Origin of the sequence: Pseudomonas sp. HMSC067G02 (assembly GCF_001813485.1) — a bacterium.
GTDB classification, from domain to species: Bacteria; Pseudomonadota; Gammaproteobacteria; order Pseudomonadales; family Pseudomonadaceae; genus Pseudomonas; species Pseudomonas aeruginosa.
On record NZ_KV812708.1, the window covers coordinates 130,820 to 153,812 of the forward strand.

General features: G+C 67.7%; 28 protein-coding genes. 14 read left to right on the top strand and 14 right to left on the bottom strand.

The window, feature by feature from the left end; genetic code table 11:
* Window positions 1-56 precede the first annotated feature (56 nt).
* The 3 genes from HMPREF2914_RS23545 to HMPREF2914_RS23555 form a co-directional block, all read right to left on the bottom strand.
* A complete protein-coding gene (locus HMPREF2914_RS23545; RefSeq protein ID WP_003087642.1) occupies window positions 57-614 on the bottom strand; it encodes a Smr/MutS family protein in 558 nt (185 codons plus the stop codon).
* Between the two features lie 56 nt (window positions 615-670).
* Window positions 671-991, bottom strand: a complete 321-nt coding sequence (locus tag HMPREF2914_RS23550) for a hypothetical protein (protein ID WP_003087644.1) — start codon at window positions 989-991, stop codon at window positions 671-673.
* A 172-nt stretch (window positions 992-1,163) separates the two neighbouring features.
* A complete protein-coding gene (locus tag HMPREF2914_RS23555; protein ID WP_003103179.1) occupies window positions 1,164-1,760 on the bottom strand; it encodes a cysteine hydrolase family protein in 597 nt (198 codons plus the stop codon).
* Window positions 1,761-1,930: 170 nt separating this feature from the next.
* On the opposite strand from HMPREF2914_RS23555, the gene prmB reads away from it, so the two are divergent.
* On the top strand, window positions 1,931-2,845 hold the full coding sequence (prmB, locus tag HMPREF2914_RS23560) for a 50S ribosomal protein L3 N(5)-glutamine methyltransferase (RefSeq protein ID WP_003087648.1): 915 nt from the start codon (window positions 1,931-1,933) through the stop codon (window positions 2,843-2,845).
* A gap of 24 nt (window positions 2,846-2,869) precedes the next feature.
* Here prmB and HMPREF2914_RS23565 read toward each other — a convergent pair whose 3' ends face one another.
* Complete coding sequence (locus tag HMPREF2914_RS23565; RefSeq protein WP_003087649.1) at window positions 2,870-3,649, bottom strand: hypothetical protein; 780 nt, start codon at window positions 3,647-3,649, stop codon at window positions 2,870-2,872.
* Between the two features lie 77 nt (window positions 3,650-3,726).
* Window positions 3,727-4,710: an alpha/beta hydrolase gene (locus tag HMPREF2914_RS23570; RefSeq protein ID WP_003132885.1), complete on the bottom strand. Its 984-nt coding sequence runs from the start codon at window positions 4,708-4,710 to the stop codon at window positions 3,727-3,729.
* Between the two features lie 107 nt (window positions 4,711-4,817).
* Between HMPREF2914_RS23570 and aroC the strand changes: the two genes are divergently transcribed.
* From aroC to HMPREF2914_RS23600, 6 genes are all read left to right on the top strand, one after another.
* Window positions 4,818-5,909 (top strand): chorismate synthase, encoded by a 1,092-nt coding sequence (gene aroC, locus HMPREF2914_RS23575; RefSeq protein ID WP_023091980.1) that lies wholly within the window; start codon window positions 4,818-4,820, stop codon window positions 5,907-5,909.
* Window positions 5,910-5,952: 43 nt separating this feature from the next.
* Window positions 5,953-7,104, top strand: a complete 1,152-nt coding sequence (locus HMPREF2914_RS23580; RefSeq protein WP_003087654.1) for an MFS transporter — start codon at window positions 5,953-5,955, stop codon at window positions 7,102-7,104.
* On the top strand, window positions 7,101-7,718 hold the full coding sequence (locus HMPREF2914_RS23585) for a methylthioribulose 1-phosphate dehydratase (protein WP_003103182.1): 618 nt from the start codon (window positions 7,101-7,103) through the stop codon (window positions 7,716-7,718). Before HMPREF2914_RS23580 ends, HMPREF2914_RS23585 begins: the two co-directional genes overlap by 4 nt.
* Window positions 7,715-8,260 (top strand): 1,2-dihydroxy-3-keto-5-methylthiopentene dioxygenase, encoded by a 546-nt coding sequence (locus HMPREF2914_RS23590; RefSeq protein WP_003087656.1) that lies wholly within the window; start codon window positions 7,715-7,717, stop codon window positions 8,258-8,260. Before HMPREF2914_RS23585 ends, HMPREF2914_RS23590 begins: the two co-directional genes overlap by 4 nt.
* Window positions 8,261-8,331: 71 nt before the next feature.
* A complete protein-coding gene (gene mtnC, locus HMPREF2914_RS23595) occupies window positions 8,332-9,009 on the top strand; it encodes an acireductone synthase (protein WP_003087657.1) in 678 nt (225 codons plus the stop codon).
* Window positions 9,010-9,057: 48 nt separating this feature from the next.
* A complete protein-coding gene (locus HMPREF2914_RS23600) occupies window positions 9,058-9,249 on the top strand; it encodes a PLDc N-terminal domain-containing protein (RefSeq protein WP_003140068.1) in 192 nt (63 codons plus the stop codon).
* A gap of 15 nt (window positions 9,250-9,264) precedes the next feature.
* On the opposite strand, the gene HMPREF2914_RS23605 is transcribed toward HMPREF2914_RS23600, so the two are convergent.
* Window positions 9,265-10,158, bottom strand: a complete 894-nt coding sequence (locus HMPREF2914_RS23605) for a DNA-3-methyladenine glycosylase family protein (RefSeq protein ID WP_003087659.1) — start codon at window positions 10,156-10,158, stop codon at window positions 9,265-9,267.
* 148 nt (window positions 10,159-10,306) lie between these two features.
* On the opposite strand from HMPREF2914_RS23605, the gene speE reads away from it, so the two are divergent.
* From speE to HMPREF2914_RS23620, 3 genes are all read left to right on the top strand, one after another.
* A complete protein-coding gene (speE, locus tag HMPREF2914_RS23610) occupies window positions 10,307-11,167 on the top strand; it encodes a polyamine aminopropyltransferase (protein ID WP_003103196.1) in 861 nt (286 codons plus the stop codon).
* Window positions 11,168-11,327: 160 nt separating this feature from the next.
* Window positions 11,328-12,197 (top strand): NHL repeat-containing protein, encoded by an 870-nt coding sequence (locus HMPREF2914_RS23615; RefSeq protein WP_003087664.1) that lies wholly within the window; start codon window positions 11,328-11,330, stop codon window positions 12,195-12,197.
* Window positions 12,198-12,199: 2 nt separating this feature from the next.
* Window positions 12,200-14,302, top strand: coding sequence for an LTA synthase family protein (locus tag HMPREF2914_RS23620; RefSeq protein ID WP_003087666.1), 2,103 nt, complete (start codon window positions 12,200-12,202; stop codon window positions 14,300-14,302).
* Between the two features lie 105 nt (window positions 14,303-14,407).
* On the opposite strand, the gene pscU is transcribed toward HMPREF2914_RS23620, so the two are convergent.
* The 8 genes from pscU to pscN are packed head-to-tail and all read right to left on the bottom strand — an operon-like array spanning window position 14,408 to window position 20,955.
* Entirely contained in the window at window positions 14,408-15,457 is a 1,050-nt protein-coding gene (gene pscU, locus HMPREF2914_RS23625; RefSeq protein ID WP_003087668.1) for a SctU family type III secretion system export apparatus subunit PscU, read from the bottom strand.
* The gene (gene pscT / locus HMPREF2914_RS23630) at window positions 15,454-16,242 is read right to left on the bottom strand and encodes a SctT family type III secretion system export apparatus subunit PscT (protein ID WP_003132884.1); all 789 of its coding nucleotides are present in this window, start codon (window positions 16,240-16,242) and stop codon (window positions 15,454-15,456) included. The genes pscU and pscT overlap by 4 nt, the downstream gene beginning before the upstream one ends.
* Window positions 16,239-16,505 carry a SctS family type III secretion system export apparatus subunit PscS gene (gene pscS / locus HMPREF2914_RS23635; RefSeq protein ID WP_003087672.1) on the bottom strand — a complete coding sequence of 89 codons (267 nt, stop codon included), beginning with the start codon at window positions 16,503-16,505 and terminating at the stop codon, window positions 16,239-16,241. Before pscS ends, pscT begins: the two co-directional genes overlap by 4 nt.
* 2 nt (window positions 16,506-16,507) lie before the next feature.
* Window positions 16,508-17,161: a SctR family type III secretion system export apparatus subunit PscR gene (gene pscR / locus HMPREF2914_RS23640; RefSeq protein WP_003087674.1), complete on the bottom strand. Its 654-nt coding sequence runs from the start codon at window positions 17,159-17,161 to the stop codon at window positions 16,508-16,510.
* A complete protein-coding gene (gene pscQ / locus HMPREF2914_RS23645) occupies window positions 17,158-18,087 on the bottom strand; it encodes a SctQ family type III secretion system cytoplasmic ring protein PscQ (RefSeq protein WP_003087676.1) in 930 nt (309 codons plus the stop codon). Before pscQ ends, pscR begins: the two co-directional genes overlap by 4 nt.
* Complete coding sequence (gene pscP / locus HMPREF2914_RS31920; protein ID WP_079383646.1) at window positions 18,084-19,172, bottom strand: type III secretion system needle length determinant PscP; 1,089 nt, start codon at window positions 19,170-19,172, stop codon at window positions 18,084-18,086. The genes pscQ and pscP overlap by 4 nt, the downstream gene beginning before the upstream one ends.
* On the bottom strand, window positions 19,160-19,636 hold the full coding sequence (gene pscO / locus HMPREF2914_RS23655) for a type III secretion system central stalk protein PscO (RefSeq protein ID WP_003109497.1): 477 nt from the start codon (window positions 19,634-19,636) through the stop codon (window positions 19,160-19,162). The genes pscP and pscO overlap by 13 nt, the downstream gene beginning before the upstream one ends.
* On the bottom strand, window positions 19,633-20,955 hold the full coding sequence (gene pscN, locus HMPREF2914_RS23660) for a SctN family type III secretion system ATPase PscN (RefSeq protein ID WP_003100796.1): 1,323 nt from the start codon (window positions 20,953-20,955) through the stop codon (window positions 19,633-19,635). Before pscN ends, pscO begins: the two co-directional genes overlap by 4 nt.
* A gap of 190 nt (window positions 20,956-21,145) precedes the next feature.
* On the opposite strand from pscN, the gene popN reads away from it, so the two are divergent.
* The 4 genes from popN to pscX are packed head-to-tail and all read left to right on the top strand — an operon-like array spanning window position 21,146 to window position 22,991.
* The gene (popN, locus tag HMPREF2914_RS23665) at window positions 21,146-22,012 is read left to right on the top strand and encodes a SctW family type III secretion system gatekeeper subunit PopN (protein WP_070702863.1); all 867 of its coding nucleotides are present in this window, start codon (window positions 21,146-21,148) and stop codon (window positions 22,010-22,012) included.
* Window positions 21,993-22,271, top strand: coding sequence for an Acr1 family type III secretion system gatekeeper subunit Pcr1 (pcr1, locus tag HMPREF2914_RS23670; RefSeq protein WP_003087693.1), 279 nt, complete (start codon window positions 21,993-21,995; stop codon window positions 22,269-22,271). The genes popN and pcr1 overlap by 20 nt, the downstream gene beginning before the upstream one ends.
* On the top strand, window positions 22,258-22,629 hold the full coding sequence (gene sycN, locus HMPREF2914_RS23675; protein ID WP_003087694.1) for a type III secretion chaperone SycN: 372 nt from the start codon (window positions 22,258-22,260) through the stop codon (window positions 22,627-22,629). Before pcr1 ends, sycN begins: the two co-directional genes overlap by 14 nt.
* Window positions 22,626-22,991 carry a type III secretion system protein PscX gene (gene pscX / locus HMPREF2914_RS23680; RefSeq protein WP_003109499.1) on the top strand — a complete coding sequence of 122 codons (366 nt, stop codon included), beginning with the start codon at window positions 22,626-22,628 and terminating at the stop codon, window positions 22,989-22,991. Before sycN ends, pscX begins: the two co-directional genes overlap by 4 nt.
* Window positions 22,992-22,993: the final 2 nt, after the last annotated feature.

The window sequence follows — 22,993 nt, forward strand, 5'->3', positions numbered from 1 at the left end:
ACCAGCGCGGAGGGTAGGACGTCGCCGGGCCGCTGGCAAGACTCGGCGCTTGCCGGCTACTCGTCGCGGCCTTCGAGCATGGTCCTGCGCAGCATCACGTAGACCGAGCCGGTGCCGCCGTGGCGTGGCAGGCAGGAGGTGAAACCGAGCACCTGCGGGTGTTGGCGCAACCAGGTATTGACGTGGCTTTTCACCAGCGGGCTGCGTCCGTCCTTGCGCGCGGCCTTGCCATGGGTCACGCGCACGCAGCGGATTTCCAGGCGGGTGGCCTCGGCAAGGAAGTCCCATAGCGTCTGCCGGGCCTTCTCCACGCTCATGCCGTGCAGGTCGAGGCTACCGTCGAAGGGCACCAGGCCCTGCTTGAGCTTGCGCAACTGGCTTTCCTGGACGCCGTCGCGGGCCCAGGACAGCTCGTCCTCGGGGCCGACGTCGATGACGAACTGGTCGGACAGGCCGTCGACGCGGATTTCGTCGTTGCGCACGCTGGCATTGAGCTGGCGCTGCTTGAGTTGCTGGCGGTCGTTGCGAGGTTTGCCGGTATCGGCTCGATCGACCGAGATGCGCTTGACGCCGCGCATCTCGCTCTTGAACAGGGAAAAGTCGTCGTCTTGCATGGGAGCCTCCGCGAAGCGGCGCAGTTTACCGGATCGGCCGCACGCCGGCAGCCCGCTCAGTCGCGCTTTTTCATCAGGTTCGGCGACAGGCTCAGGTCGCTGTTGCGGCGGCTGCGACGGCGGCTGAAACGCCAGAAGAACACGCCGAGGCAGAGCGACAGCAGGCCAAGGGCCAGCAAGACGCCGCCAGCGGCGGGTTCGATATGCAGCATGCCGACAGCCGGCTGGCGGCCGATCAAGGCCGAGGTGCCGGCCAGCGACAGCAGCACGCCCAGGCTCGCCACCAGGGCCGCGAACGCCGCCGCCAGGCGCCAGCGCCAGACTCTCGGCCGGCGCGGGCGCAGCCGGCGCGCATCGAAACTATCGGACAACTTCATCCCGACTTCCTCGTGTGTCATCGGGGCTAGGACCGGAACCTTCCGGCCGGGTTCCCGGATTCCCGGGAGCCGTGGGCAAACCGTGCGCCACTCGTCTTCTCGCTGCAAGCCATGGCCCTGCAGGCAGACTAGTCCTCCGCAGGGCGGGACGGGAGGGCGGCTGGATGGGCGGTCAGAGCAGTTCCCGGGCCTGGGCGACGATCGCCGCGAAGTTGTCGCCGAGGGCGGCGATCTCGGCGCGTTGCAGATCCGCGGCGCTCAGGACCCCGCCGTTCAGGGTGGGTATGTCGCGGGTGGCGCAGGCGCTATCGGCGAGGGTGCAGCGGTAGCCGTAGTCTTTGGCCGCGCGCACGGTGGTGCTGACGCTGGAATGGGTCATGAAGCCGCAGACGATCAGGTCGAGACGGCCGTGGTTCTGCAGCAGGTCGTGCAGCTCGGTGCCGGAGAAGGCATTGGGCAGGCGTTTCTCCACGACTTTTTCCCCGGCTTCCGGTTGCAGTTCCGGGAGGAACTGGCCGCGCGGCCCTTGCGGATCGAACAGGCCGCCCTGGATACCCAGGTGGCGTACATGCACGATGGGCGTACCGCTGGCGCGGGCCGCCTGCACCAGCACGCCGATCTCCGCGGCGGCGGCGTCGAGGCCTGGCAGGCGCAGGGCGCCGCTGCGGTACTCTTCCTGGGCATCGATGATCAGCAAGGTGCTCTGCCGAAGGGGGGCTGGCGGGTAGCCGCGTCCGCTGATCTGCAAAAGGGTGAGCGGATGAGGCATGTCACTACTCCTGAGAAGGCACATGCCTTTCATTCTGGCCCCTATCGGCGAGCCTGTGAACCTTTGCCGCATGCGCACTAAAGTGGTATGGACTTCCCGCGCTGGAGGCCAGCTCCGGCGCGATCGGCTAGAATGTCGCCCTTTTGTGCGTTGCGAGGAGCAATTCCGTCATGTCCGAGTCCCGTCTGCTCACCCTGCGCGACTACATCCGCTGGGCTGTCAGCCGTTTCCACGCCGCCGGCCTGTTCTTCGGTCACGGCACCGACAATGCCTGGGACGAGGCGCGCCACCTGGTTCTGGGCTCCCTGCACCTTCCCTGGGAAATTTCTGACAGCTACCTGGATTGCCGCCTGGAAGACGATGAACGCGCCGAGTTGGCGGAGATCCTCCGGCGGCGCATCGAGGAACGGATTCCGGCGGCCTACCTGCTGGGCGAAGCCTGGTTCTGCGGGATTCCCTTCAGCGTCGACGAACGCGTGCTGGTGCCGCGCTCGCCTATCGCCGAACTTATCGAACAGCGCTTCGCGCCCTGGCTGCCGGCCGAGCCGGCGCGAATCCTCGACCTCTGCACCGGTTCCGGCTGCATCGGCATCGCCTGCGCCTATGCGTTCGAGCAGGCGGAGGTGGTGCTCGCCGACCTGTCCTTCGATGCGCTGGAGGTGGCCAACGTCAATATCGAGCGCCACGACCTCGGCGAGCGGGTCTACACCGTCCAGGGCGACGGTTTCGCCGGGCTTCCCGGCCAGCGCTTCGACCTGATCGTGTCCAATCCGCCCTACGTGGATGCCGAGGATTTCGCCGACATGCCGGCGGAGTTCCATCATGAGCCTGAACTCGGCCTGGCCTGCGGCGACGACGGCCTGGACCTGGTGCGACGGATGCTCGCCGAGGCGGCCGACCACCTCAGCGAGAAAGGCCTGCTGATCGTCGAGGTGGGCAACAGCGAGGTCCATGTGCAGGCGCTGTATCCGGAAGTGGACTTCACCTGGCTGGAGTTCGAGCACGGCGGCCACGGGGTGTTCATGCTGTCCGCCGCGCAGTGCCGCGAGCACCGGGAACTGTTCCGTTCGCGCTTGGAAAAGTGATCGGAGGCGGCTGGTGCCGCCGGTTCAGTGAGTGGCGATCCAGATCAGCAGGCCGGCCTGGAACACCGCGAAGGCGGTCAGGCAGGCGATGGTGAAGCGCAAGCTGGTGTCGTCGCGGCGGTAGTGGTTGATGCGCTGTTCCAGTTGGCGGATCTCCGCATCCTGGGCCTGCAGGGTCTGCTCGGCCTGTTCCAGCATCGCCGCGGCGTCCAGCAGCGGCACGATCTGCACCTTGTCCTTGTGCCAATCGCTGTGCAGCTCGCTGACCCGGCCGGCGCTGTAGCGGGCCTTGAGCAACCGCTGGTCCTCATAGCTGACGTCGAAGCCCTGGGCGCGGATGAAATGGTCGCGGCGCAGGCGTGCGTCTTCGGTCAGGCCATCCTTCAGCGCCAGTGCGCCGCCTTCCACCTTGTAGTGGGCCCAGCGTCGTTGCGCCCAGGCGATCGCCTGGGCCAGCAGGAAACGGCCCAGCCCGCGGTTCAAGGGTTCAAGGCTGAGCCCGGCGTCCGAGCCGAAACGCACTTCCTTGTTGCGATGATCGGCCCAGACCTCCAGCAGGTTCTGCTCCTTGCGCAGCATCAGGCCTGGCACCTGGATGCTCAGGCGCAGCAGGCTCTGGTCCGCGCTATGCCGTTCGACCCTGCCGAGCTGGACGAAGCGCAGGGGGCGGGCGCCGGTCGCGCGGTCGGTGGGCAGCGGCGCCAGGCGGAGCAGGCGGAAATGCTCCGGCGCCAGTTCGGCCCAGGGGTGCGGCGGTTTCTTCTCGGCTTCTTCTGCGGCCGGTTGGGTATCGCTATCGATCATCGGACATCCTCTGGCCGGCCGCCTTCACGGGCCGGCTTTCAGAACTTGTCGGCGCGGGAAGCGATTTCTGTAGCGGCTCAGCGGCCTTTTTCCGCGTCTGCGCCGCGCAGGATGAAGCGGCTGACCGCCTCGACCAGTTGCCGGGCCAGCGGCAGGTTCGGGTCGTTGTAGGCGGAAAGCTGCTGCAGACCGGTGCTCGGGGCGATCCGCAGGATGTGGTTCATGCCGTCGATGAGCACCAGTTGCGAGTCGGGCTTGGCCCGCTGGAGCGCCTTGGCGTCGGCGACGCCGACCTGGATGTCATTGCGGCCCTGGACGATCAGGGTCGGGATGCGCAGGCGGCCGAACGCGCGGGCCGGGTCTTCGCGGAACAGCGAGATCAGGTACGGCTGCACGCTGGGTCGGAGCAGGCTGGAGAGCGCCGGCGGGATATCGCTGCGGGTCTCGCCGGCCTTCAGCGAAGCCAGCACCGAGTCGGCCTGGCGCAGTTGCGCCGGCGGCAGGCGACCGCGCAGTTGCTCGCGCAACACCCGGTCGATGGGTTGGCCGCTGCCGGCGATGGCGATCAATTCCTCGGCCGGCGTGCGAGGCGCCGCCAGGCTGGCGATCAGCGCGCCTTCGCTATGGCCGACCAGGATCAGCCGGGAGAAGCGCGGGTCGCGGGCCAGCCGCTCGCTCCAGGCGACCACGTCGTCGACATAGGCGCCGACGCTGAGGTCTTCCTCGCGCGGCGCCGCCGCCAGGCTGCGGGCGACTCCCCGCTTGTCGTAGCGCACGCTGGCGATTCCGCGTTCGGCCAGGGCCTCGGCGAGACGCAGCAGGTAGCGGTTGTTGCCGCCGAAGGGGTTGTTGCCGTCGCGGTCGGTGGGACCGGAGCCGGCGACCAGCAGGACCACCGGCGGCGGCACGGCGCTGCGCGGCAGCAGCAAGGAGCCGCGCAGCACGCCGTGCCCGGTGTCCAGGTCGTAGGGGCGGTGCAGGATGCTGTTGGGAGCGGCGTGGGCCAGGCTGGCGAGCAGGCAGAACAGGGCGAGGAGGGCGCGCGGCATGGAGGTCTTCATGGGCCGATGATAGCGCTTTGATCGCGTCCTCCGGGGAAGGTTCGCAGGCCCGTCCTTGACGGGTATACTCCCATGTCTTTCCCTCTCGTCCTCACGCGGAGCCTCGCATGTCCGGCAACACCTACGGCAAGCTCTTCACCGTCACCACCGCAGGCGAAAGCCACGGCCCGGCGCTGGTCGCCATCGTCGATGGGTGCCCCCCGGGGCTGGAACTGTCCGCCCGGGACCTGCAACGCGACCTCGACCGGCGCAAGCCCGGCACCAGCCGGCACACCACCCAGCGCCAGGAAGCCGACGAGGTGGAGATTCTTTCCGGGGTGTTCGAGGGCAAGACCACCGGCACGCCGATTGGCCTGCTGATCCGCAACACCGACCAGAAGTCCAAGGACTACTCGGCGATCAAGGACCTGTTCCGCCCGGCCCACGCCGACTACACCTACCACCACAAGTACGGCGTGCGCGACTACCGCGGCGGCGGCCGTTCTTCGGCGCGCGAGACCGCCATGCGCGTGGCCGCCGGGGCTATCGCCAAGAAATACCTGGCGGGCCTGGGCATCCAGGTGCGCGGCTACATGAGCCAGCTCGGGCCGATCGAGATTCCGTTCAGGAGCTGGGACAGCGTCGAGCAGAATGCCTTCTTCAGCCCCGACCCGGACAAGGTGCCGGAGCTGGAGGCCTACATGGACCAATTGCGCCGCGACCAGGATTCGGTCGGGGCGAAGATCACCGTGGTTGCCGAAGGCGTGCCGCCGGGCCTGGGCGAGCCGATCTTCGACCGCCTGGACGCCGAACTGGCGCATGCGCTGATGAGCATCAACGCGGTGAAGGGCGTGGAGATCGGCGCCGGCTTCGCCAGCATCGCCCAGTGCGGTACCGAGCACCGCGACGAACTGACCCCGCAAGGCTTCCTGTCGAACAATGCCGGCGGCATCCTCGGCGGGATCTCCTCCGGCCAGCCGATCGTCGCCCACCTGGCGCTGAAGCCGACCTCCAGCATCACCACTCCCGGGCGCTCGATCGATACCGCCGGCGAGCCGGTGGACATGATCACCAAGGGCCGTCACGACCCGTGCGTCGGCATCCGCGCCACGCCGATCGCCGAGGCGATGATGGCCATCGTCCTGCTCGACCAGTTGCTGCGCCAGCGTGGGCAGAACGCCGACGTGCGCGTCGACACGCCGGTCCTGCCGCAGCTGTGAGGGCTGTGGCAGGCCGCGGTGCGGGACGGGTGAACGGCGGATCGTGACCAGTGCGGTTCCCTACTGGCGCCTGTCCAGCTTCTATTTCTTCTATTTCAGCCTGCTCGGCGCCACGGCGCCGTTCCTCGCCCTGTATTTCCATCACCTGGGCTTCCCCAGCCCGCGCATCGGCGAGCTGGTGGCGATTCCCATGCTGATGCGTTGCGTCGCGCCCAACCTGTGGGGCTGGCTGGGCGACCGCAGCGGCCAGCGCCTGGCCATCGTGCGCTTCGGCGCGGTATGCACGGCGCTGGGCTTCTCGCTGATCTTCGTCAGCCACAGCTACGCCTGGCTGGCCTTGGTGATGGCGTTGCACGCGTTCTTCTGGCATGCCGTGCTACCGCAGTTCGAGGTCATCACCCTGGCCCATCTGCGCGAGCGCAGCGCCAGCTACAGCCGGATTCGCCTGTGGGGCTCGATCGGTTTCATCTGCACCGTGGTCGGTCTCGGCGCGCTGTTCGAGCGCCTGAGCCTGGATGTCTACCCGGCGACGCTGCTGGGTATCATGCTCGGCATCGTGCTGTGCAGCTGGTGGGTGCCCAATGCCCAGCCGGCCCATCGCGAACCGCGCGAAGGCGAGGGCGGCTTCCTCGCCCAGTTGCGCCAGCCGGGCGTGCTGGCGTTCTACCTGTGCGTGTGCCTGATGCAGCTGTCCCATGGGCCGTACTACACCTTCCTGACCCTGCACCTGGAATCGCTGGGCTACAGCCGAGCGCTGATCGGTCTGCTCTGGGCGCTGGGGGTGGTCGCCGAGGTCATGTTGTTCCTCGCCATGCCACGCCTGCTGCAACGTTTCAGCCTGCGCCAGGTGCTGGCCGCGAGCTTCCTGCTGGCGTCGCTGCGCTGGCTGCTTCTCGGCAACCTGGCCGACAGCCTGGCGCTGCTGGTCTTTGCCCAGACGCTGCATGCCGCCACCTTCGGCAGTTTTCATGCGGCTGCCATCCATTTCGTGCAGCGTAGCTTCGGCCCGCGCCAGCAGGGTCAGGGCCAGGCCCTGTATGCTGCGCTGGCCGGTACCGGCGGAGCCCTGGGCGCGCTGTATTCCGGCTATAGCTGGAACAGCCTGGGCCCTGCCTGGACCTTCGCCATCGCCAGCCTGGCAGCCTTGCTGGCAGCCGCTATCATCAGTACCCGTTTGCAAGAGGTGCGGGCATGAACGACAACCGTGAACAGCTGACCCAGCAGATCATCGACGCCGGCCGGTTCCTCTACGGCCGCGGCTGGTCGCCGGCAACCAGCAGCAACTACTCCGCGCGCCTGGACGAACAGCGCGCGCTGCTCACCGTCTCGGGCAAGCACAAGGGCCAGTTGGGCTTCGACGACGTGCTGGCCACCGACCTGGCCGGCAACAGCCTGGAACCGGGCAAGAAACCCTCGGCGGAGACCCTCCTGCACACCCAGCTGTATGCCTGGAACCCGGCGATCGGCGCGGTGCTGCATACCCACTCGGTGAATGCCACCGTGCTTTCCCGCCTGGTTCGCGGCGACCGCCTGGTGCTGCAGGACTACGAACTGCAGAAGGCCTTCGCCGGGGTCACCACCCACGAAGGCCAGGTCGAGGTGCCGATCTTCGACAACGACCAGGACATCGCCCGCCTGGCCAGCCGCGTGCAGCCCTGGCTGGAGGCGCATCCGCACTGCCCGGGGTATTTGATCCGCGGCCACGGGCTGTACACTTGGGGCGCGCGCATGAGCGATGCCCTGCGTCAGGTGGAAGCTTTCGAGTTTCTGTTCGAGTGTGAACTGAAAGTACTGAGTCTGAGCCGATGAGCAGCCTTACCGTCTATCACGAGAACCAGCCGGAGCAGCCGCTGAAGCTGCTGACCCATGCCGAGGACATCGCTTCGACCCTGGCCGAGGTCGGCGTCCGCTTCGAACGCTGGGAAGCCGCCGCGCCGATCGCCGCCGGCGCCAGCCAGGACGAGGTGATCGCCGCCTACGCCCACGAGATCGAGCGGCTCAAGCGCGAGCGCGGCTACATCACCGTGGACGTGGTCAGCCTGAACAGCGACCACCCGCAGAAGGCCGAATTGCGCGCCAAGTTCCTCGACGAGCACCGCCATGGCGAAGACGAGGTGCGCTTCTTCGTCGCCGGGCGCGGCCTGTTCGTCCTGCATATCGAGGAGCATGTCTACGCCGTGCTCTGCGAGCGCAACGACCTGATCTCGGTGCCGGCCGGCACCCGCCACTGGTTCGACATGGGCGAGCACCCGCATTTCGTCGCCGTGCGCCTGTTCAACAACCCGGAGGGCTGGGTCGCCCAGTTCACCGGCGACGACATCGCCAGCCGCTTCCCCCTGCTGGAAGACTGAGCGAGGCACCGTCCCATCCGTCACCATCCGCGCCCCCGGTCCTGCCGGGGGCGGTTTCATCCGGAGTCCGCATGACCATCAAAGCCATCCTCACCGACATCGAAGGCACCACCAGCGCGGTCAGCTTCGTTTTCGACGTGCTGTTTCCCTATGCCGCCCGGCACCTGCCGGACTTCGTCCGCGAACACGCCGGGGAGCCCGAGGTAGCCGCGCAACTGGCGGCGGTGCGTGCCGAGAGCGGTGAGGCGGACGCCGATGTCGAGCGGGCGATCGCGATCCTCCTGCAATGGATCGCCGAGGACCGCAAGGCGACGCCGCTGAAGGCCCTGCAAGGCATGGTCTGGGCCCAGGGCTACCGCGACGGTCAATTGAAGGGCCACGTCTACCCGGACGCGGTGCAGGCGCTGCGCGAGTGGAAGGCCCGTGGGCTGGACCTGTACGTCTATTCCTCCGGCTCGATCCAGGCGCAGAAGCTGATCTTCGGCTGTTCCGAGGCCGGCGACCTGGGCCCGCTGTTTTCCGGCTACTTCGACACTACCAGCGGGCCGAAGCGGGAAAGCGCCTCCTATGCGCGGATCGCCGGGGCCATCGGCCTGCCGGCCGCGGAAATCCTTTTCCTTTCCGACGTGGTGCAGGAGCTGGATGCCGCGCGCGACGCGGGCATGCGCACGCTCGGCCTGGCCCGCGAAGGCGGCAGCCTGGACGGCCATCCGACGGTGGCCAGCTTCGCCGACATCGTCGTGGAGTGAGCGCGCCGGCTATCCTGAGGGAACACTCTTGCTCGGGAGCATCGCGCCATGGGTTCCACCCTCAGCGGGCTGATCAGCCTGGTCATCCTGGCCCTGGATATCTGGGCCATCGTCAACATCCTGAAAAGCACTGCGGAAACCGCGATGAAGATCATCTGGGTCCTGGTGATCATCGTCCTGCCGGTGCTCGGCCTGATCATCTGGGCCATCGCCGGCCCGCGCGGCAACGTCAGGCTGTAGCCTCCCGCCGCGGCGCTAGCCGCCTGCGGCGTAGTGGTGCCACAGGTGGATGGCGGCGTAGGCGCGCCAAGGCCGCCAGGCCTCGGCGCGGGCCTTGAGGCTGCGCGCATCGATGCCTTGCGGCCCCCAGACCGTGGATTTCAGCAGGCCGAGGTCGGCGGCGGGGAAGGCGTCGGCTTCGCCCATGGCACGCAGGGCTATGTATTCGGCGGTCCAGGGGCCGATGCCGGGCAACGCGCAGAGGCGCTCCACCAGCGCCTCGGGGCCGTCCGCCAGGTCCAGGCTCAGCTCTCCCGAGGCGATCGCCGCGGCGAAGCGTTGCAGCGTCTGTACCCGCTTGCCGGGCATGCCGATGCCGTCGAGGTTGGCTTGCGCCAGCGCGGCGGGTGTCGGGAACAGGTGGCTGATGCCGTCGTAGCCGAGATTTTCCAGCGGCTCGCCGAGGCGCTGGATCAGGCGCCCGGTGATGGTCACCGCGGCCTTCACCGTGACCTGCTGGCCGACGATGGCGCGCACCGCCTGTTCGAAGGGGTCGAAGGCCACCGGCAGGCGCAGCCCCGGATTGGCGGCTACCAGCGGGCCGAGCAGGGGATCCCCGGCGAAATGCCGGGCGATGGCGGCCGGGTCGCTGTCCAGGTCGAACATCCGGCGGACCCGTGCCTCGAGTTCGGCGGCCAGGGCATGGGCGGACGGGCTGAGGCTCAGCGCCAGGACCTGGCGTTCCGCCAGCGGTCGCACCTCGAACCAGGCCGGGCGGCCGTTGGCCCGGAAGCTGCGGGCATAGTGGTCGTCGCCCAGGCTTTCGACACCGGCGAGCAGGCGCAGGGCGAAATGCTGGTGGAACTGGCGCCATTCCCAGGGCGACTGGTAGGGCAGGTGCAGGACGAGGGGAGAGGTAGGCTGGCTCATGGGCAGACGATACCTGTCCGGCGCAGCCGGCGCCATCCGCCGGCGGGGTTCGACCTGTCATTGCCGCCAGCGTAGAATGCGCGCCTTTCTTCGCGGCGCGGGCAAGTCCCGCTGCCAGATTGCAGCCTTACCAGGGAGATCCCGGCCCATGAGCGATTATCAGGAAACTCTGTACCAGGGCTACGGCCAGCGCTTCAGCATCGACAACATGCTGCATGAGGTGCGCACCGAGCACCAGCACCTGGTGATTTTCGAAAACGCCCGGATGGGCCGGGTGATGGCGCTCGACGGAGTGATCCAGACCACCGAGGCCGACGAGTTCATCTACCACGAGATGCTCACCCACGTGCCGATTCTCGCCCACGGCGCGGCCCGGCGCGTGTTGATCATCGGCGGTGGCGACGGCGGCATGCTGCGCGAGGTGGCCAAGCACAAGAGCGTCGAGCGGATCACCATGGTCGAGATCGACGGCACCGTGGTCGACATGTGCAAGGAGTTCCTGCCCAACCACTCCCAGGGCGCCTTCGACGACCCGCGGCTGAACCTGGTGATCGACGACGGCATGCGCTTCGTGGCTACCACGGAAGAACGCTTCGACGTGATCATCTCCGACTCCACCGACCCGATCGGCCCTGGCGAGGTGCTGTTCTCCGAGAACTTCTACCAGGCCTGCCGGCGCTGCCTGAACGAGGGCGGCATCCTGGTCACCCAGAACGGCACGCCGTTCATGCAACTGGAGGAAGTGCGCACCACCGCCGCACGTACCGACGGGCTGTTCGCCGACTGGCATTTCTACCAGGCGGCGGTGCCGACCTATATCGGCGGCGCCATGACCTTCGCCTGGGGCTCGACTCGCGAAGGCCTGCGTCGCCTTCCGCTGGAAACGCTGCGCCAGCGCTTCCGCGACAGCGGCATCGCCACCCGCTACTACAACGCCGATATCCACCTGGGCGCGTTTGCTCTGCCGCAGTATGTGCTGCAGGCCATCGGCAAGCAGGACAACGACTGACGCTTCACCAAGAAGGGCCGCAAGGCCCTTTTTCATGCGTCGCTCCGACATCCCCTGTTACTGCCAGCTAACATTTTTTTCACAATCGATCCGGGAAAATCTGCGCGCTTTTTTCCGTTGCCATGGCTATAAATGGCAGTTTTGTCCTTGAGTGCATCGAATGCTGACCAAACGATTGCGCCAGAGCGGCGTAGTAGTCTCCTGCCTGCTCGGTAGCGTCCTCTTCATCGCCCTGGCCTTCCTCGGCTGGCAACGTTTCGCCCCGGCGGCCACCGTATCCGGCTGGACCTACCGGGTAGTGCTCGAGGACATTCCCCACGTCAGCGCCCTGGCCCGCGACCCGGACGGCCTGCTTTACGTGAGCCAGGAGTTGCAGGACGGCAAGGGCCTGGTGTTCCGCATCGCCGCCGATGGCAGCCGCGATACGGTGCTCGACGGGCTGTCCAAGCCCGACGGCATGGCCAGCTTCCGCGACGGCATCGCGATCAGCCAGGAGCAGGGCGCCTCGCCGGTGTTCTGGTGGCATGCCCAGCAGGCCCGGCCGCTGTTCGACGGCATCCAGGTGGAGGGCGTCGCCAGCGACGGCCGCTACCTGTACGCCGCCGAGGATCGCGACCTGGACGGGCGGATTCTCCGCTACGACCCGGAGACCGGCGGACTGACGGTACTGCGCGAGGGATTGCAGCGCTCCGAAGGGGTGGCCGCCTGCCCGGACGGAAGCGTCTTCTACACGGAAAAGAAACGTGGCCACGTCATGCGTCTGCATGAGGGGGCCGAGGACGAGGTGGTGCTGAACGGACTGAATGCACCGAGCTTTTTGCTGTGCGACAGCGAAGGCCTGTGGATCACCGAGGACTCGACGCATAACGCGCGAGCCTTGCTGCTGCCGCCCGACGGGCCGCTGCAGGTGATCGTACGGCGCCTGCGTTCCGCACAGTCCCTACTGCCCATCGGGCCCGGCCGCTACCTGCTGGCCGAGCAGGGGCGGGACCGCATTCTCGAAATCGAACGACAGAAGAGCGAATTGTAAACATGGACCAAACGGAAGTCCGAACCACCCAATCGCCCCCACGGCTGTTCCAGCCCACCATCCGCAGCCACCTGGCGTTCACCGCGCTCAGCGCGCTGGTGCTGCTGGTCATGTTCAGCCTGCTGCGCCTGGCCTTGCTGATCTACAACCGCGAACTGATCGGCGCGACCCCGGCGAGCACCTTCCTCGAGGCGTTCGGCAACGGCGTGCGTTTCGACCTGCGGGTCGTCGTCTATGCCGTGGCGCCGCTGGTGCTGTCGCTGTTCGCGGTACGCGCGATGGCCGCTCGCGGCCTGTTCCGTACATGGTTGACGCTGTTCGCCAGCATCACCCTGTTCCTCGGCGTACTCGAGCTGGACTTCTACCGCGAGTTCCACCAGCGCCTGAACAGCCTGGTCTTCCAGTACATGTCGGAAGACCCGAAGACCGTCATGAGCATGCTCTGGTACGGCTTCCCGGTGGTCCGCTACCTGCTGGCCTGGGCCTTCGCCACCTGGGTGCTGTACCGGGTGTTCAAGGCCATCGACCTGGCGACCCGCCCGAGCCAGCGCAAGCCGCGCGAAGACAGCGTGATCGCCCGCCCGGGCGCTGCCGCGCCCTGGTACGTGCGCGGCGTGGTGCTGTTCCTCTGCGTGCTGGTCTGCGTCCTCGCCGCCCGCGGCACCCTGCGCCAGGGCCCGCCGCTGCGCTGGGGCGATGCCTTCACCACCGAATCCATGTTCGCCAACCAACTGGGCCTGAACGGCACCCTGACCCTGGTCAAGGCGGCCAAGGAGCGCTTCTCCGAAGACCGCGCGAACATCTGGAAGGCCACCCTGGACGACAAGGTCGCCCTGGAGACCACCCGGCAGATGTTGCTGACCCCCAACGACAAGCTGGTGGACGCCGACGAGGCCGCGGTGCGCCGCGAGTTCACCCCGCCGGCGGCGAACACCCTGCCGATCCGCAACGTGGTGGTGGTCCTGCTGGAAAGCTTCGCCGGCCACTATGTCGGCGCCCTGGGCGCGCCGGGCAACATCACGCCGTATTTCGACAAGCTGTCGAAGGAAGGCCTGCTGTTCACCCAGTTCTTCTCCAACGGCACCCATACCCACCAGGGCATGTTCGCCACCATGGCCTGCTTCCCCAACCTGCCGGGCTTCGAATACCTGATGCAAACCCCGGAGGGCGGCCACAAGTTCTCCGGCCTGCCGCAGTTGCTCAGCGCCCGCCAGTACGAGGACGTCTACGTCTACAACGGCGATTTCGCCTGGGACAACCAGTCCGGCTTCTTCAGCAACCAGGGCATGACCACCTTCATCGGCCGCAACGACTATGTCGACCCGGTGTTCTCCGATCCGACCTGGGGCGTCTCCGACCAGGACATGTTCGCCCGTGGCAACGAGGAGCTGGACAAGCTGGCGAGCACCGGCAAGCCGTTCTATGCGCTGTTGCAGAGCCTCTCCAACCACGTGCCCTACGCGTTGCCGAAGGACCTGCCGGTGGAGCGCGTGACCGGCTACGGTTCGCTCGACGAGCACCTGACCGCCATGCGCTATTCCGACTGGGCGCTGGGCCAGTTCTTCGAGAAGGCGAAGAAGTCGCCGTACTACAAGGACACCCTTTTCGTGGTGGTCGGCGACCATGGCTTCGGCAGCCCCGAGCAGCTCACCGAGATGGACCTGCACCGCTTCAACGTGCCGCTGCTGCTGATCGCCCCCGGCATCCAGGAGAAGTTCGGTACCCACCTGCCGACCGTCGGTACCCAGGTCGACATCGTGCCGACCATCATGGGCCTGCTCGGCGGCGAGACCGTCCACCAGTGCTGGGGCCGCGACCTGCTGAACCTGCCGGAAGGCGACAAGGGCTTCGGCGTGATCAAGCCGTCGGGCAGCGAGCAGAACGTCGCCATCGTCTCCGGCAACCGCATCCTGGTGCGGCCGAAGGACGGTGACGTGCGCGTCTACGATTACCAGCTGGGCGGCGATGCCAAGGCGGTGATCACCAAGGACGTACCGGACCAGGCCGAGCTACAGAAGAAGCTGGAGTCGTTCATCCAGACCGCGACCAAGAGCCTGCTGGAGAATACCGCGGGCGTGGTACACGGGATCCCGGACAAGGACTGACCCGTAGCAAGCATGAGAAAGGGGCCTTCGGGCCCCTTTTTTTCGGCGCCAGGTCGCAGCGTCTTGCGTTGCCGGTGCCGAGGCGGCCACCCTGCCCGATAGCGTTCAGGGTGTATCCGTCTGCTGGCTTTCCAGCCAGCGCAGGACTTCGGCGGTGGCCTGGATCAGGTCCGCCGGTATGTACTGGTCGACATTGCCGTCGCGCAGCAGCGCCCGTGCCAGCGGAACTCGTTGCAGCACCGGGATTCCTTCTTCCTCGGCGATGCGCCGGACCCGCAGGGCCAGGGCGTCGGTGTGCTTCAGGGTGATCAGCGGCAGGGGTGTTTCGCCGCGTCGATAGCGTATGCCGATGGCGACGTGGGTCGGGTTGGCGACGATCACCGAGGAACGCCGGACATCCGCGCGCAGGTTGCTCGATTGCAGTTCCTGATGGAATTGCCGGCGCTTGCTCTTGATCTCCGGGCTGCCCTCCATCTCCTTGTATTCGCGCTTCACTTCGTCCTTGCTCATGCGCAACTGCTTGTAGTGCTGGTGGCGTTCGAAGGCGTAGTCGGCGACGGCAATCGCCAGGAAGCCGACCGCGCAGACCAGCATCAGTTGCCTGAGCATCAGCCCGCTCACCGGTGCCACGCAGTCCAGCCCGCAGGCGGGAATCCGCAGGAGGCTGGCCAGGTTGCCCTGCAAGGTCAGCCAGACCAGCAGGGAGAGCAGGGCGACCTTCAGGGTCGACTTGAGGAACTCCACCAGGCTCCGGATCGAGAAGATCTTCTTCGCGCCCTCCACCGGGTTGATCTTCTTCAGGTCCGGCTTGACGCTGTCGAGGCTGAGCAGGAAGCCGTACTGGCCGACATGGCTGAGCACCACCACCAGCGCCGCGACCAGCAGGACCGGCGCCAGCAGGTAGAGGAGTTCCTGGAGAAGGTTCTCCAGGATGGTCTCCAGCGCCTGGCGAAACGGCAGGTCGATGTACTCGGCGGGCAGCAGGAGCAGCTTGCCGAGATGCTCCAGGTAGTAGTCGGAAAAGCCCATCAGCAGCGCCACCAGCGACAGGATCAACGCGCTGGAGACAATTTCCTTGCTCTTCACCACCTGGCCCTGCCGGCGGGCGTCGCGCAGCTTCTTCGCCGTGGGCTGCTCGGTCTTCTCGGCGCTCATGGCGTCTCCAGCACGGGACGCAGCAGGCGCAGCGGGTCGACGGCGAGCAGCAGGGCATCGTAGGCGTGCTCCATGAGGATGCCCAGGTAGAGCACCAGCAGCAGGCTGGCGACCAGGCTCTTGATCGGCATGGCGAGGATGAACACGTTCAGCGACGGGGCGAAGCGGCTGACCAGCGCCAGGCCGAACTCGGCGAGGAACATGGCGATCAGCAGCGGCGCGGCGAACAGCGCGCAGAGCATCAGCATCTGCGAGAACTGCGCGTAGAAGAATGCCACCCATTGGCTGCCGAACTGCGGGAAGAAACTGCTCACCGGCCAACTGGCATAGCTCCTGAACAGCGAGCCGACCAGCGCGAGGAAGGCGCCGCCGGAGAAGAACAGGGTGATCAGCGTCTGCGTCAGCAGCAGCCCGGTGGGGCTGGTCTGGCTGCCCAGGCTGGGGTTGAGGGTCGAGGCGAGTGCCGCGCCACGCTGGTTGTCGATGATGAAGCCGGTCGCTTCCATGGCCCAGAAGGGAATGGTGGCGACGAAGCCGATGAGCAGGCCGAGCAGCACTTCCTTGCCGATCAGCAGGGCGATGTCCAGCGCGCCGAGGGCCGGCGGCAGGCTGCCGGCGACGATCGGGTAGGCGAACAGCGCCAGCGAGCAGGCCACGCCGTTGCGCACCAGGCCGCCGCCCAGGGTCTGCTTGGCCAGCACCGGCAGGACCACGAAGCAACTGATGATCCGCGGCAGCAGCAGGCTGTAGGTCAGCAGCAGTTGCTGCAGGTCCTGGACGCTCATCGCACCAGCGGCACCTTCAGCAGGGTCATTTCGGCGAAACGGTACAGCTCGCCGCCCAGCCAGCCGCTGGTGGCGAACAGTACCACCACCACGGCCACCAGCTTGGCGACGAAGCCGAGGGTCTGCTCCTGGATCTGGGTGAGTGCCTGGACCAGCGATACCAGGGTGCCGATCAGGGCCGCGACCAGTACCGGCGGCAGCGACAGGACCAGCACCAGCCACAGGGTCTGGTTGGTGAAGTGGAGGATGTCGGCGCTGCTCATGGTCAGCCTCCGTAGCTGATGACCAGGCCGTGGGTCAGCCGCGCCCAGCCGTCGAGGAGGACGAACAGGAGCAGCTTGAACGGCAGGGAAATGGTCATCGGCGACACCATCATCATGCCCATCGCCAGGAGGATGTTGGAGATGATCAGGTCGATGGCGATGAAGGGCAGGTAGATCAGGAAGCCGATCTCGAACGCACGGGTCAGTTCGCTGACGGTGAAGGCCGGCAGCAGGATCAGCAGGCTGTCCGGGTCGAGCCGCTCGGCGTATTCGCTGGGCCAGACCTGGCGGGTGCTTTCCATGAAGAAGGTGTGTTCGCGCTCCTGGATCTGCCGCTTGAGGAAGTTCCGGTAGGGCGCCATGCCCTCGTCGAGAAAGCGTTCCACCGATGCCGAGTCGCTCAGGCTGACGTCGTGGTTGCGCAGGTAGTCGCGGGTGGCGAAGCCGACCGGTGCCATCACGTACAGGCTGAGGATGATCGCCAGCCCGTACATCGCCATGTTCGGCGGAATCTGCTGGACGCCCAGAGCGTTGCGCAGCAGCGAGAAGACCACGGTCATCTTGATGAAGGAGGTCGCCATCACCGCGATGAACGGGACCAGCGCGAGCAGGGCCAGGCCGAGGATCAGGCCGAGCTCGTCGGGCAACTGGATCATGCTTCGTCGTGTCCGAACAGGCGGGTTACGCGCACCCCGAGCCGGTCCTGGAGCCTGACCAGTTCGCCGATACCGAGGCAGCGCTGGTTGGCGAGGATGCGCACTTCGCCGTCCAGGGCACAGTCGAGATCGAGCAGCGAGCCTGGCTGCAGGGTGGAGAGGGTATGCAGGTCCAGGGTGCGGCGGCCGACCTCGAAGCTGACCGGGATCGGCAGTTGGTCGAGTTCGTGCAGGTCCTCGCTGTCGGCGAGGGAGGGGATGTCGTGCATGTCGAGCAGTTCCAGTTGCGTGGAGTGGAGTTGGCAGCGCGCCCAGGGGCGTCCTTCGAGAACCCCCAGCAGCGCTGCGTCGGGGCGATGGCCGGCAGGCAGCAGCAACAGGTCGCCGGGCTCCAGGGTGCGCAGCTCGCCGGCCTCCAGCGGCAGGCCGGGCCATTGCAGCGACAGGCGCAGCGGTATGGCCAGGCGTTGCGCCGAGGGGCGCGGCGGCAGGCGTGCCAGCAGCGTCGCGGGATCGCCGTCGAGCCAGAGCGCCAGGCGCTGGTCGTCGCGTTCCAGGCTCAGGCGCAGGCCCATCGCAGCGCGTGGTTGCGCCGGGCTCAGGCCGTACCAGACCAGGCCGGGAAAGACGTTGCCTTCGCGCTCCAGCAAGGCCAGTTGCAGGGCCGCCGGCAGGCTGGCGAAGGCTGCCTCCTGCAGGTTCGGCGCGAGCCAGCGGGCCAGCGCCGGGGCCTGGCAGAGAAAGCGCAGGGGCAGGCCGTCCCACGCCAGGCTCAGTTCGAGATCGACGTCGGGGGCGGCCTGGGCGATGTCCAGGCGCGCTTGCAAAGCGTTGCCGACATAGTGGCGACGGCAACGTGCGAGACGTCGCTGGAGATCCAGTTCGGCGCGGCTGGCGAGCGGCAGGTCGAGGTCCGCCCCGTTCATTCGGCTTGCCACTCTTCATGCAGGTAGCGACGTTGCCGCGAGCGCTGGCCGCTGTCCTGCTGCTGATTGAAGGTGAGTTGCACCGGTTGTTCCGGATGCAGCCGTTGCAGGCGTTCGAGCAACTCGCCACGGGCTTGCTGGAGCAACGCCAGGCTGCCGGGGCTGGCACTGATCTCGATCTGCAACTGGCCATGGCCATGCAGGACCTGCACCTCCACGGCGCCGAGCTGGGGCAGTTGCACCTGCAGGCGCGCCGCATGGCTTTCGGCTGCGCTGGCGACCTGGATGCGCCCCTGCACGGCATCGAGCAGGCGCGCGAGATCGGCCAGCGGCAGTGGCCGGCTCCCGCTCGATGCCAGCATGCGTGCCAGCAGGCGGTCGCCGGGGGTTTGCATGGCAGGCAGTGGCACAGGCGCTTGGTCGTCGGGGGGCAGTGCGGATGGATCGGTTTCTCCGGGTTGCCGACGCTCCTCTCCGCGGCCTTCGCCGCCCGCTGTCGGCGCGGGCGGCGAAGCCTGGGCACTGGCCTGCGCCGTGGGCGCGACCTCGGCTGCGGCTTTCGCCGGGAAGCCGGGGCCGGGCTGCGGCCGCTCATGCGTCCGACCTGCGATTTGCGGGTGGGAGGACACCGGCACCAGCGGCGGTTCGTCGACCGGAGGCGCCGAAACGCTGGCCGGCTCCCGGGCTTGCGTGGACGCCGCGACGCGCGCGGAGACCGCCGGCGCTTGCCGTGCTACCGATCCGGACGGCGACACTGTTGGCGTTGGCGTTGGCGTTGGCGTTGGCGTTGGCGTTGCGTCCGCGGCAACTGGCACGGGGGCTTGCCGAGTGGTCGGCGGCCGGTCGGCGGCAGGCGCCGCGGGCTGGTCGGCGAGAGGCGTCGAGGTCGGCGCGTCGGCTGTCGCGGCGGGCTCTTCGGCCTCTGTCGTTTCGTCGCCCTTGTCGAACGGTGGCCTGGGCGCCGGCGGTCGGTGCGCGGGCAGGGCCTGTTCGAAGGCGATCTGCTGCGCGCGCAGCGGCGGAAGGGGGGCAGGGGTGTCGGACGACACGAGCGGAGCCGTATCCACGGCGTTCAGCTTGAGCATGGCCAGGTCTCGTGGCGGGTGAATTCTTCCAGTTCGCCTTCCTCGCTGCGTTCGCGCAGCCCCTGGCGCTCGGCGTCGACGTGGCGCTCCAGTTCGGCGAACTTCTCCAGTTGCCGCTGGCGTTCCAGCAGTTCTCGCCGGCACTGCCGCAGGCGCTCGCGCTCCCCTTCGAGGCGCTGCGCGGTCTCGGCGCAGTCCTGTTCCAGGCCGGCTTCCTTTTCCCGCAGCAGCCCTACCTGCTGCTGCCAGGCTTCCAGGCGTCGGCGGTCGAGCATGGCCGCCTGGCAGGCGAGAAACAGCCGTTGCTCTTCGGCCAGTCGCCAGTCGCGGTAGTCCCGTTGCGCCGCCTGGCGCTCGGTGTGTTCCTGCGCCGCGGCGCGAACCCGTAGCAATTGGCGGCCCTGGGCGCGCTCGGCCCGGTCCAGGCGCAGGCGTCGGACGCGCAACAGCAGCGCCAGGCTCATGCGCAGAGGCTCCGCAACTGCGCGCAGGCCTGTGCGTAATCGCTGGTTTCGTGGGTACCCTGGCGCAGCCACTGGCGGATCGCCCCGATCTTCTCGATGGCCTGGTCGGCTTCGCTGTCCTGGCCTTTCTGGTATTCGCCGATCTTCAGCAGCAACTCGACTTCCTCGTACTTCGCCAGCCATTCGCGCAAGCGTCCGGCCGCATGGCGCTGATCGTCGTCGACGATCTGGTTCATGACCCGGCTCACCGAGTGCAGCACGTCGATGGCCGGATAGTGGTTGGCGGCGGCCAGCTTGCGCGACAGCACGATGTGCCCGTCGAGAATCGAGCGGGTCTCGTCGGCCACCGGCTCGCTCATGTCGTCGCCTTCCACCAGCACGGTGTAGAGCGCGGTGATCGAGCCTCGCTCGGATTGCCCGGCACGCTCCATCAGGCGTGGCAGCGCGGCGAACACCGATGGCGGATAGCCGCGGCGTGTGGGCGGTTCACCGGCCGCCAGGCCGATTTCGCGCTGGGCCCTGGCGAAGCGGGTCAGCGAGTCCATCAGCAGCAGGACGCGGCGTCCCTGGTCGCGGAAATACTCGGCGATGCTGGTGGCGACGAAACCGGCCTTGGCGCGCTCCATCGCCGGTCGGTCGGAAGTGGCGACCACCAGCACCGAGCGGCGCAGCCCCTGTTCGCCGAGGTCGCTTTCGATGAACTCGCGGACTTCGCGACCGCGTTCGCCGACCAGGGCGAGTACCGTCACATCCACCTCGGCATTGCGCACCAGGCTGGCCAGCAGGGTGCTCTTGCCGCCGCCGGCGGCAGCGAAGATGCCCATGCGCTGGCCTTCGCCGCAGGTCAGCAGGCCGTCGATGGCGCGCACACCCAGCGATAGCGGCCGCTCTATCAGGCGCCGGCTCATCGGTTGCGGGGCATCCCGGTAGACCGGATACCAGGCCGCCGGCTCGGCCGGCGGGCTGCCGTCGAAGGGGCGGCCGAGGCCGTCGAGCACCTGCCCGAGCAGGTGCTCGCCAACCGCCACGCGATGCATGCCGCCGGTAGGGCTGACTTCGGTGTTGGAGGAAACCCCGAGCATCTCGCCGAGCGGGGTGAGCAGCGCCTGGTGCTGCTGGAAGCCGATGACCTCGGCGAGCAGCGCCAGGCTCTGGTCGGGATTGCGCAACTGGCAGAGTTCGCCGATGCGCACGCCGGGCACCACGGCCTTGAGCAGGGTTCCGGTGACCTGGGTGACCCGCCCGCGGATCTGGATCGGCCGGCAGCCTTCGATGGCGTGGCGCATCCGGACGATGAGAGGAGAGAGAGGCGCGGGCATGGCGGATCGGTTCGGCTGGAGTCGGCGCGCACTATAGAGAAAGCCTCGCGCGACGAATTTCAGTGCCAGCCGGGAGTTTTTAGAAATCGGTTGCCGCCGCGGCTAAAAAAAACCGGCCGATATTGGCATCGGCGCCGCCGGGCCGGTTCCTATACTGCGCCGCCTTTGCAGACCAGGAACCACAGCCACGATGGACATCCTCCAGAGTTCCTCCGCCGCGCCCCTCGCGCCGCGGGAAGCGGCCAACGCCCCCGCGCAGCAGGCTGGCGGCAGCTTTCAGGGCGAGCGCGTCCACTACGTTTCCGTTTCGCAGTCGCTGGCCGATGCCGCGGAAGAGCTGACCTTCGCCTTTTCCGAGCGCGCCGAGAAATCCCTGGCCAAGCGCCGCCTGAGCGACGCCCATGCGCGCCTGAGCGAAGTCCAGGCCATGCTGCAGGAGTACTGGAAGCGCATTCCGGACCTGGAAAGCCAGCAGAAGCTCGAGGCGCTGATCGCCCACCTGGGCAGCGGCCAACTGAGCAGCCTGGCGCAGCTCAGTGCTTACCTGGAGGGCTTCTCCAGCGAGATCAGCCAGCGCTTCCTGGCGCTGTCGCGGGCGCGCGACGTCCTGGCCGGGCGGCCGGAGGCGCGGGCGATGCTGGCGCTGGTCGACCAGGCGTTGCTGCGGATGGCCGACGCGCAGGGCCTGGAGATCGAACTCGGCCTGCGCATCGAGCCGCTGGCCGCCGAGGCTTCCGCCGCCGGTGTCGGCGATATCCAGGCGCTGCGCGATACCTACCGTGACGCGGTACTCGACTACCGGGGCCTGTCGGCGGCCTGGCAGGACATCCAGGCGCGCTTCGCCGCGACGCCGCTGGAGCGGGTCGTGGCCTTCCTGCAGAAAGCCCTGAGCGCCGACCTGGACAGTCAGTCGAGCCGGCTCGATCCGGTGAAGCTGGAGCGGGTCATGAGCGACATGCACAAGCTGCGCGTGCTCGGCGGCCTGGCGGAGCAGGTGGGGGCGCTCTGGCAGGTGCTGGTGACAGGGGAGCGGGGCCATGGCATACGGGCCTTCTGAATTGACCGGCGCAGTCATCGCCTTGCTCGAGAAGCGCTGGGTCGGCGTCGCCGAGGTGCAGGCGTTGCTCGAGCCGTTGCCGCTGGCCGACGTCGCCCGGCAGATCCATTTCTTCCGCGAACTGAAGCGTCTCTACCGCCTGTTGCCGGTCGAAGTGTTCGGCGACGACGAGCAGCGCCAGAATCTTTTGAATGCCTGCCAGATGGCACTCGACCTGGCGATCGAGCGCGAAGAGGAGCAGCAGCATGGACTGGGTTGAGCTGGCCGTCGCGCAGTTCTGCCAGGACCTGCGGGTGAGCGTACCGGCGCCGCTGGCGCGCGTGGTGCAACTGGATTTCGAGGACAGCGGCACCTTGCAGCTGGAACGCCATGGCGAACAGTTGTCGCTCTGGCTGGCCTGTGACCTGGCCTGGCACCAGGCCTATCGCGGAACGCTGCGGGCGTTGCGCCTGTGCCATGCGCGCGCGGCCGGGAGCCTGCCGCTGCGTTGCGCCTGGAGCGGCGAATCGCGCCTGCTGCTGTGCATCACCCTGGAAGCCCGGCAGGTCGGCATCCCGACGCTGCACCAGGCCTTGCAGGCGCTGCGCTCGGCGCGCAGCGAAGTGCTCGCCGCATGAGCCGGGTCGGTGCCTGGCACATCGGCATCGAACGGCTCGACCTGGCGCATGCCGAGCCGTTCGCGCCGCCCCTGCCGGAGCGCCATCTGCTGGCGCCCGACGGCCGGCCGGTGGAGACCCACGTCGCCAGCCTGTATCCCGCGCAGCAGGCGCAACAGCGCCTGTTCGACTATGCCCGGCCCCAGCTGGAGTTCCACGGCCTGCTGCGCCCCGGCGACTTCCGCCGGGCGCTGCGCGATCTCCGCCTGGCCCTCACGCTGCCCCGCCAGCCCGCCCTGCAGGCCGCGGCCTGCCTGCTCGGCGAGCGCGACGAAGACGAGCGACTGCTGCAAATGGCCCTGAACCTGTTGCACAAGGTATGAAT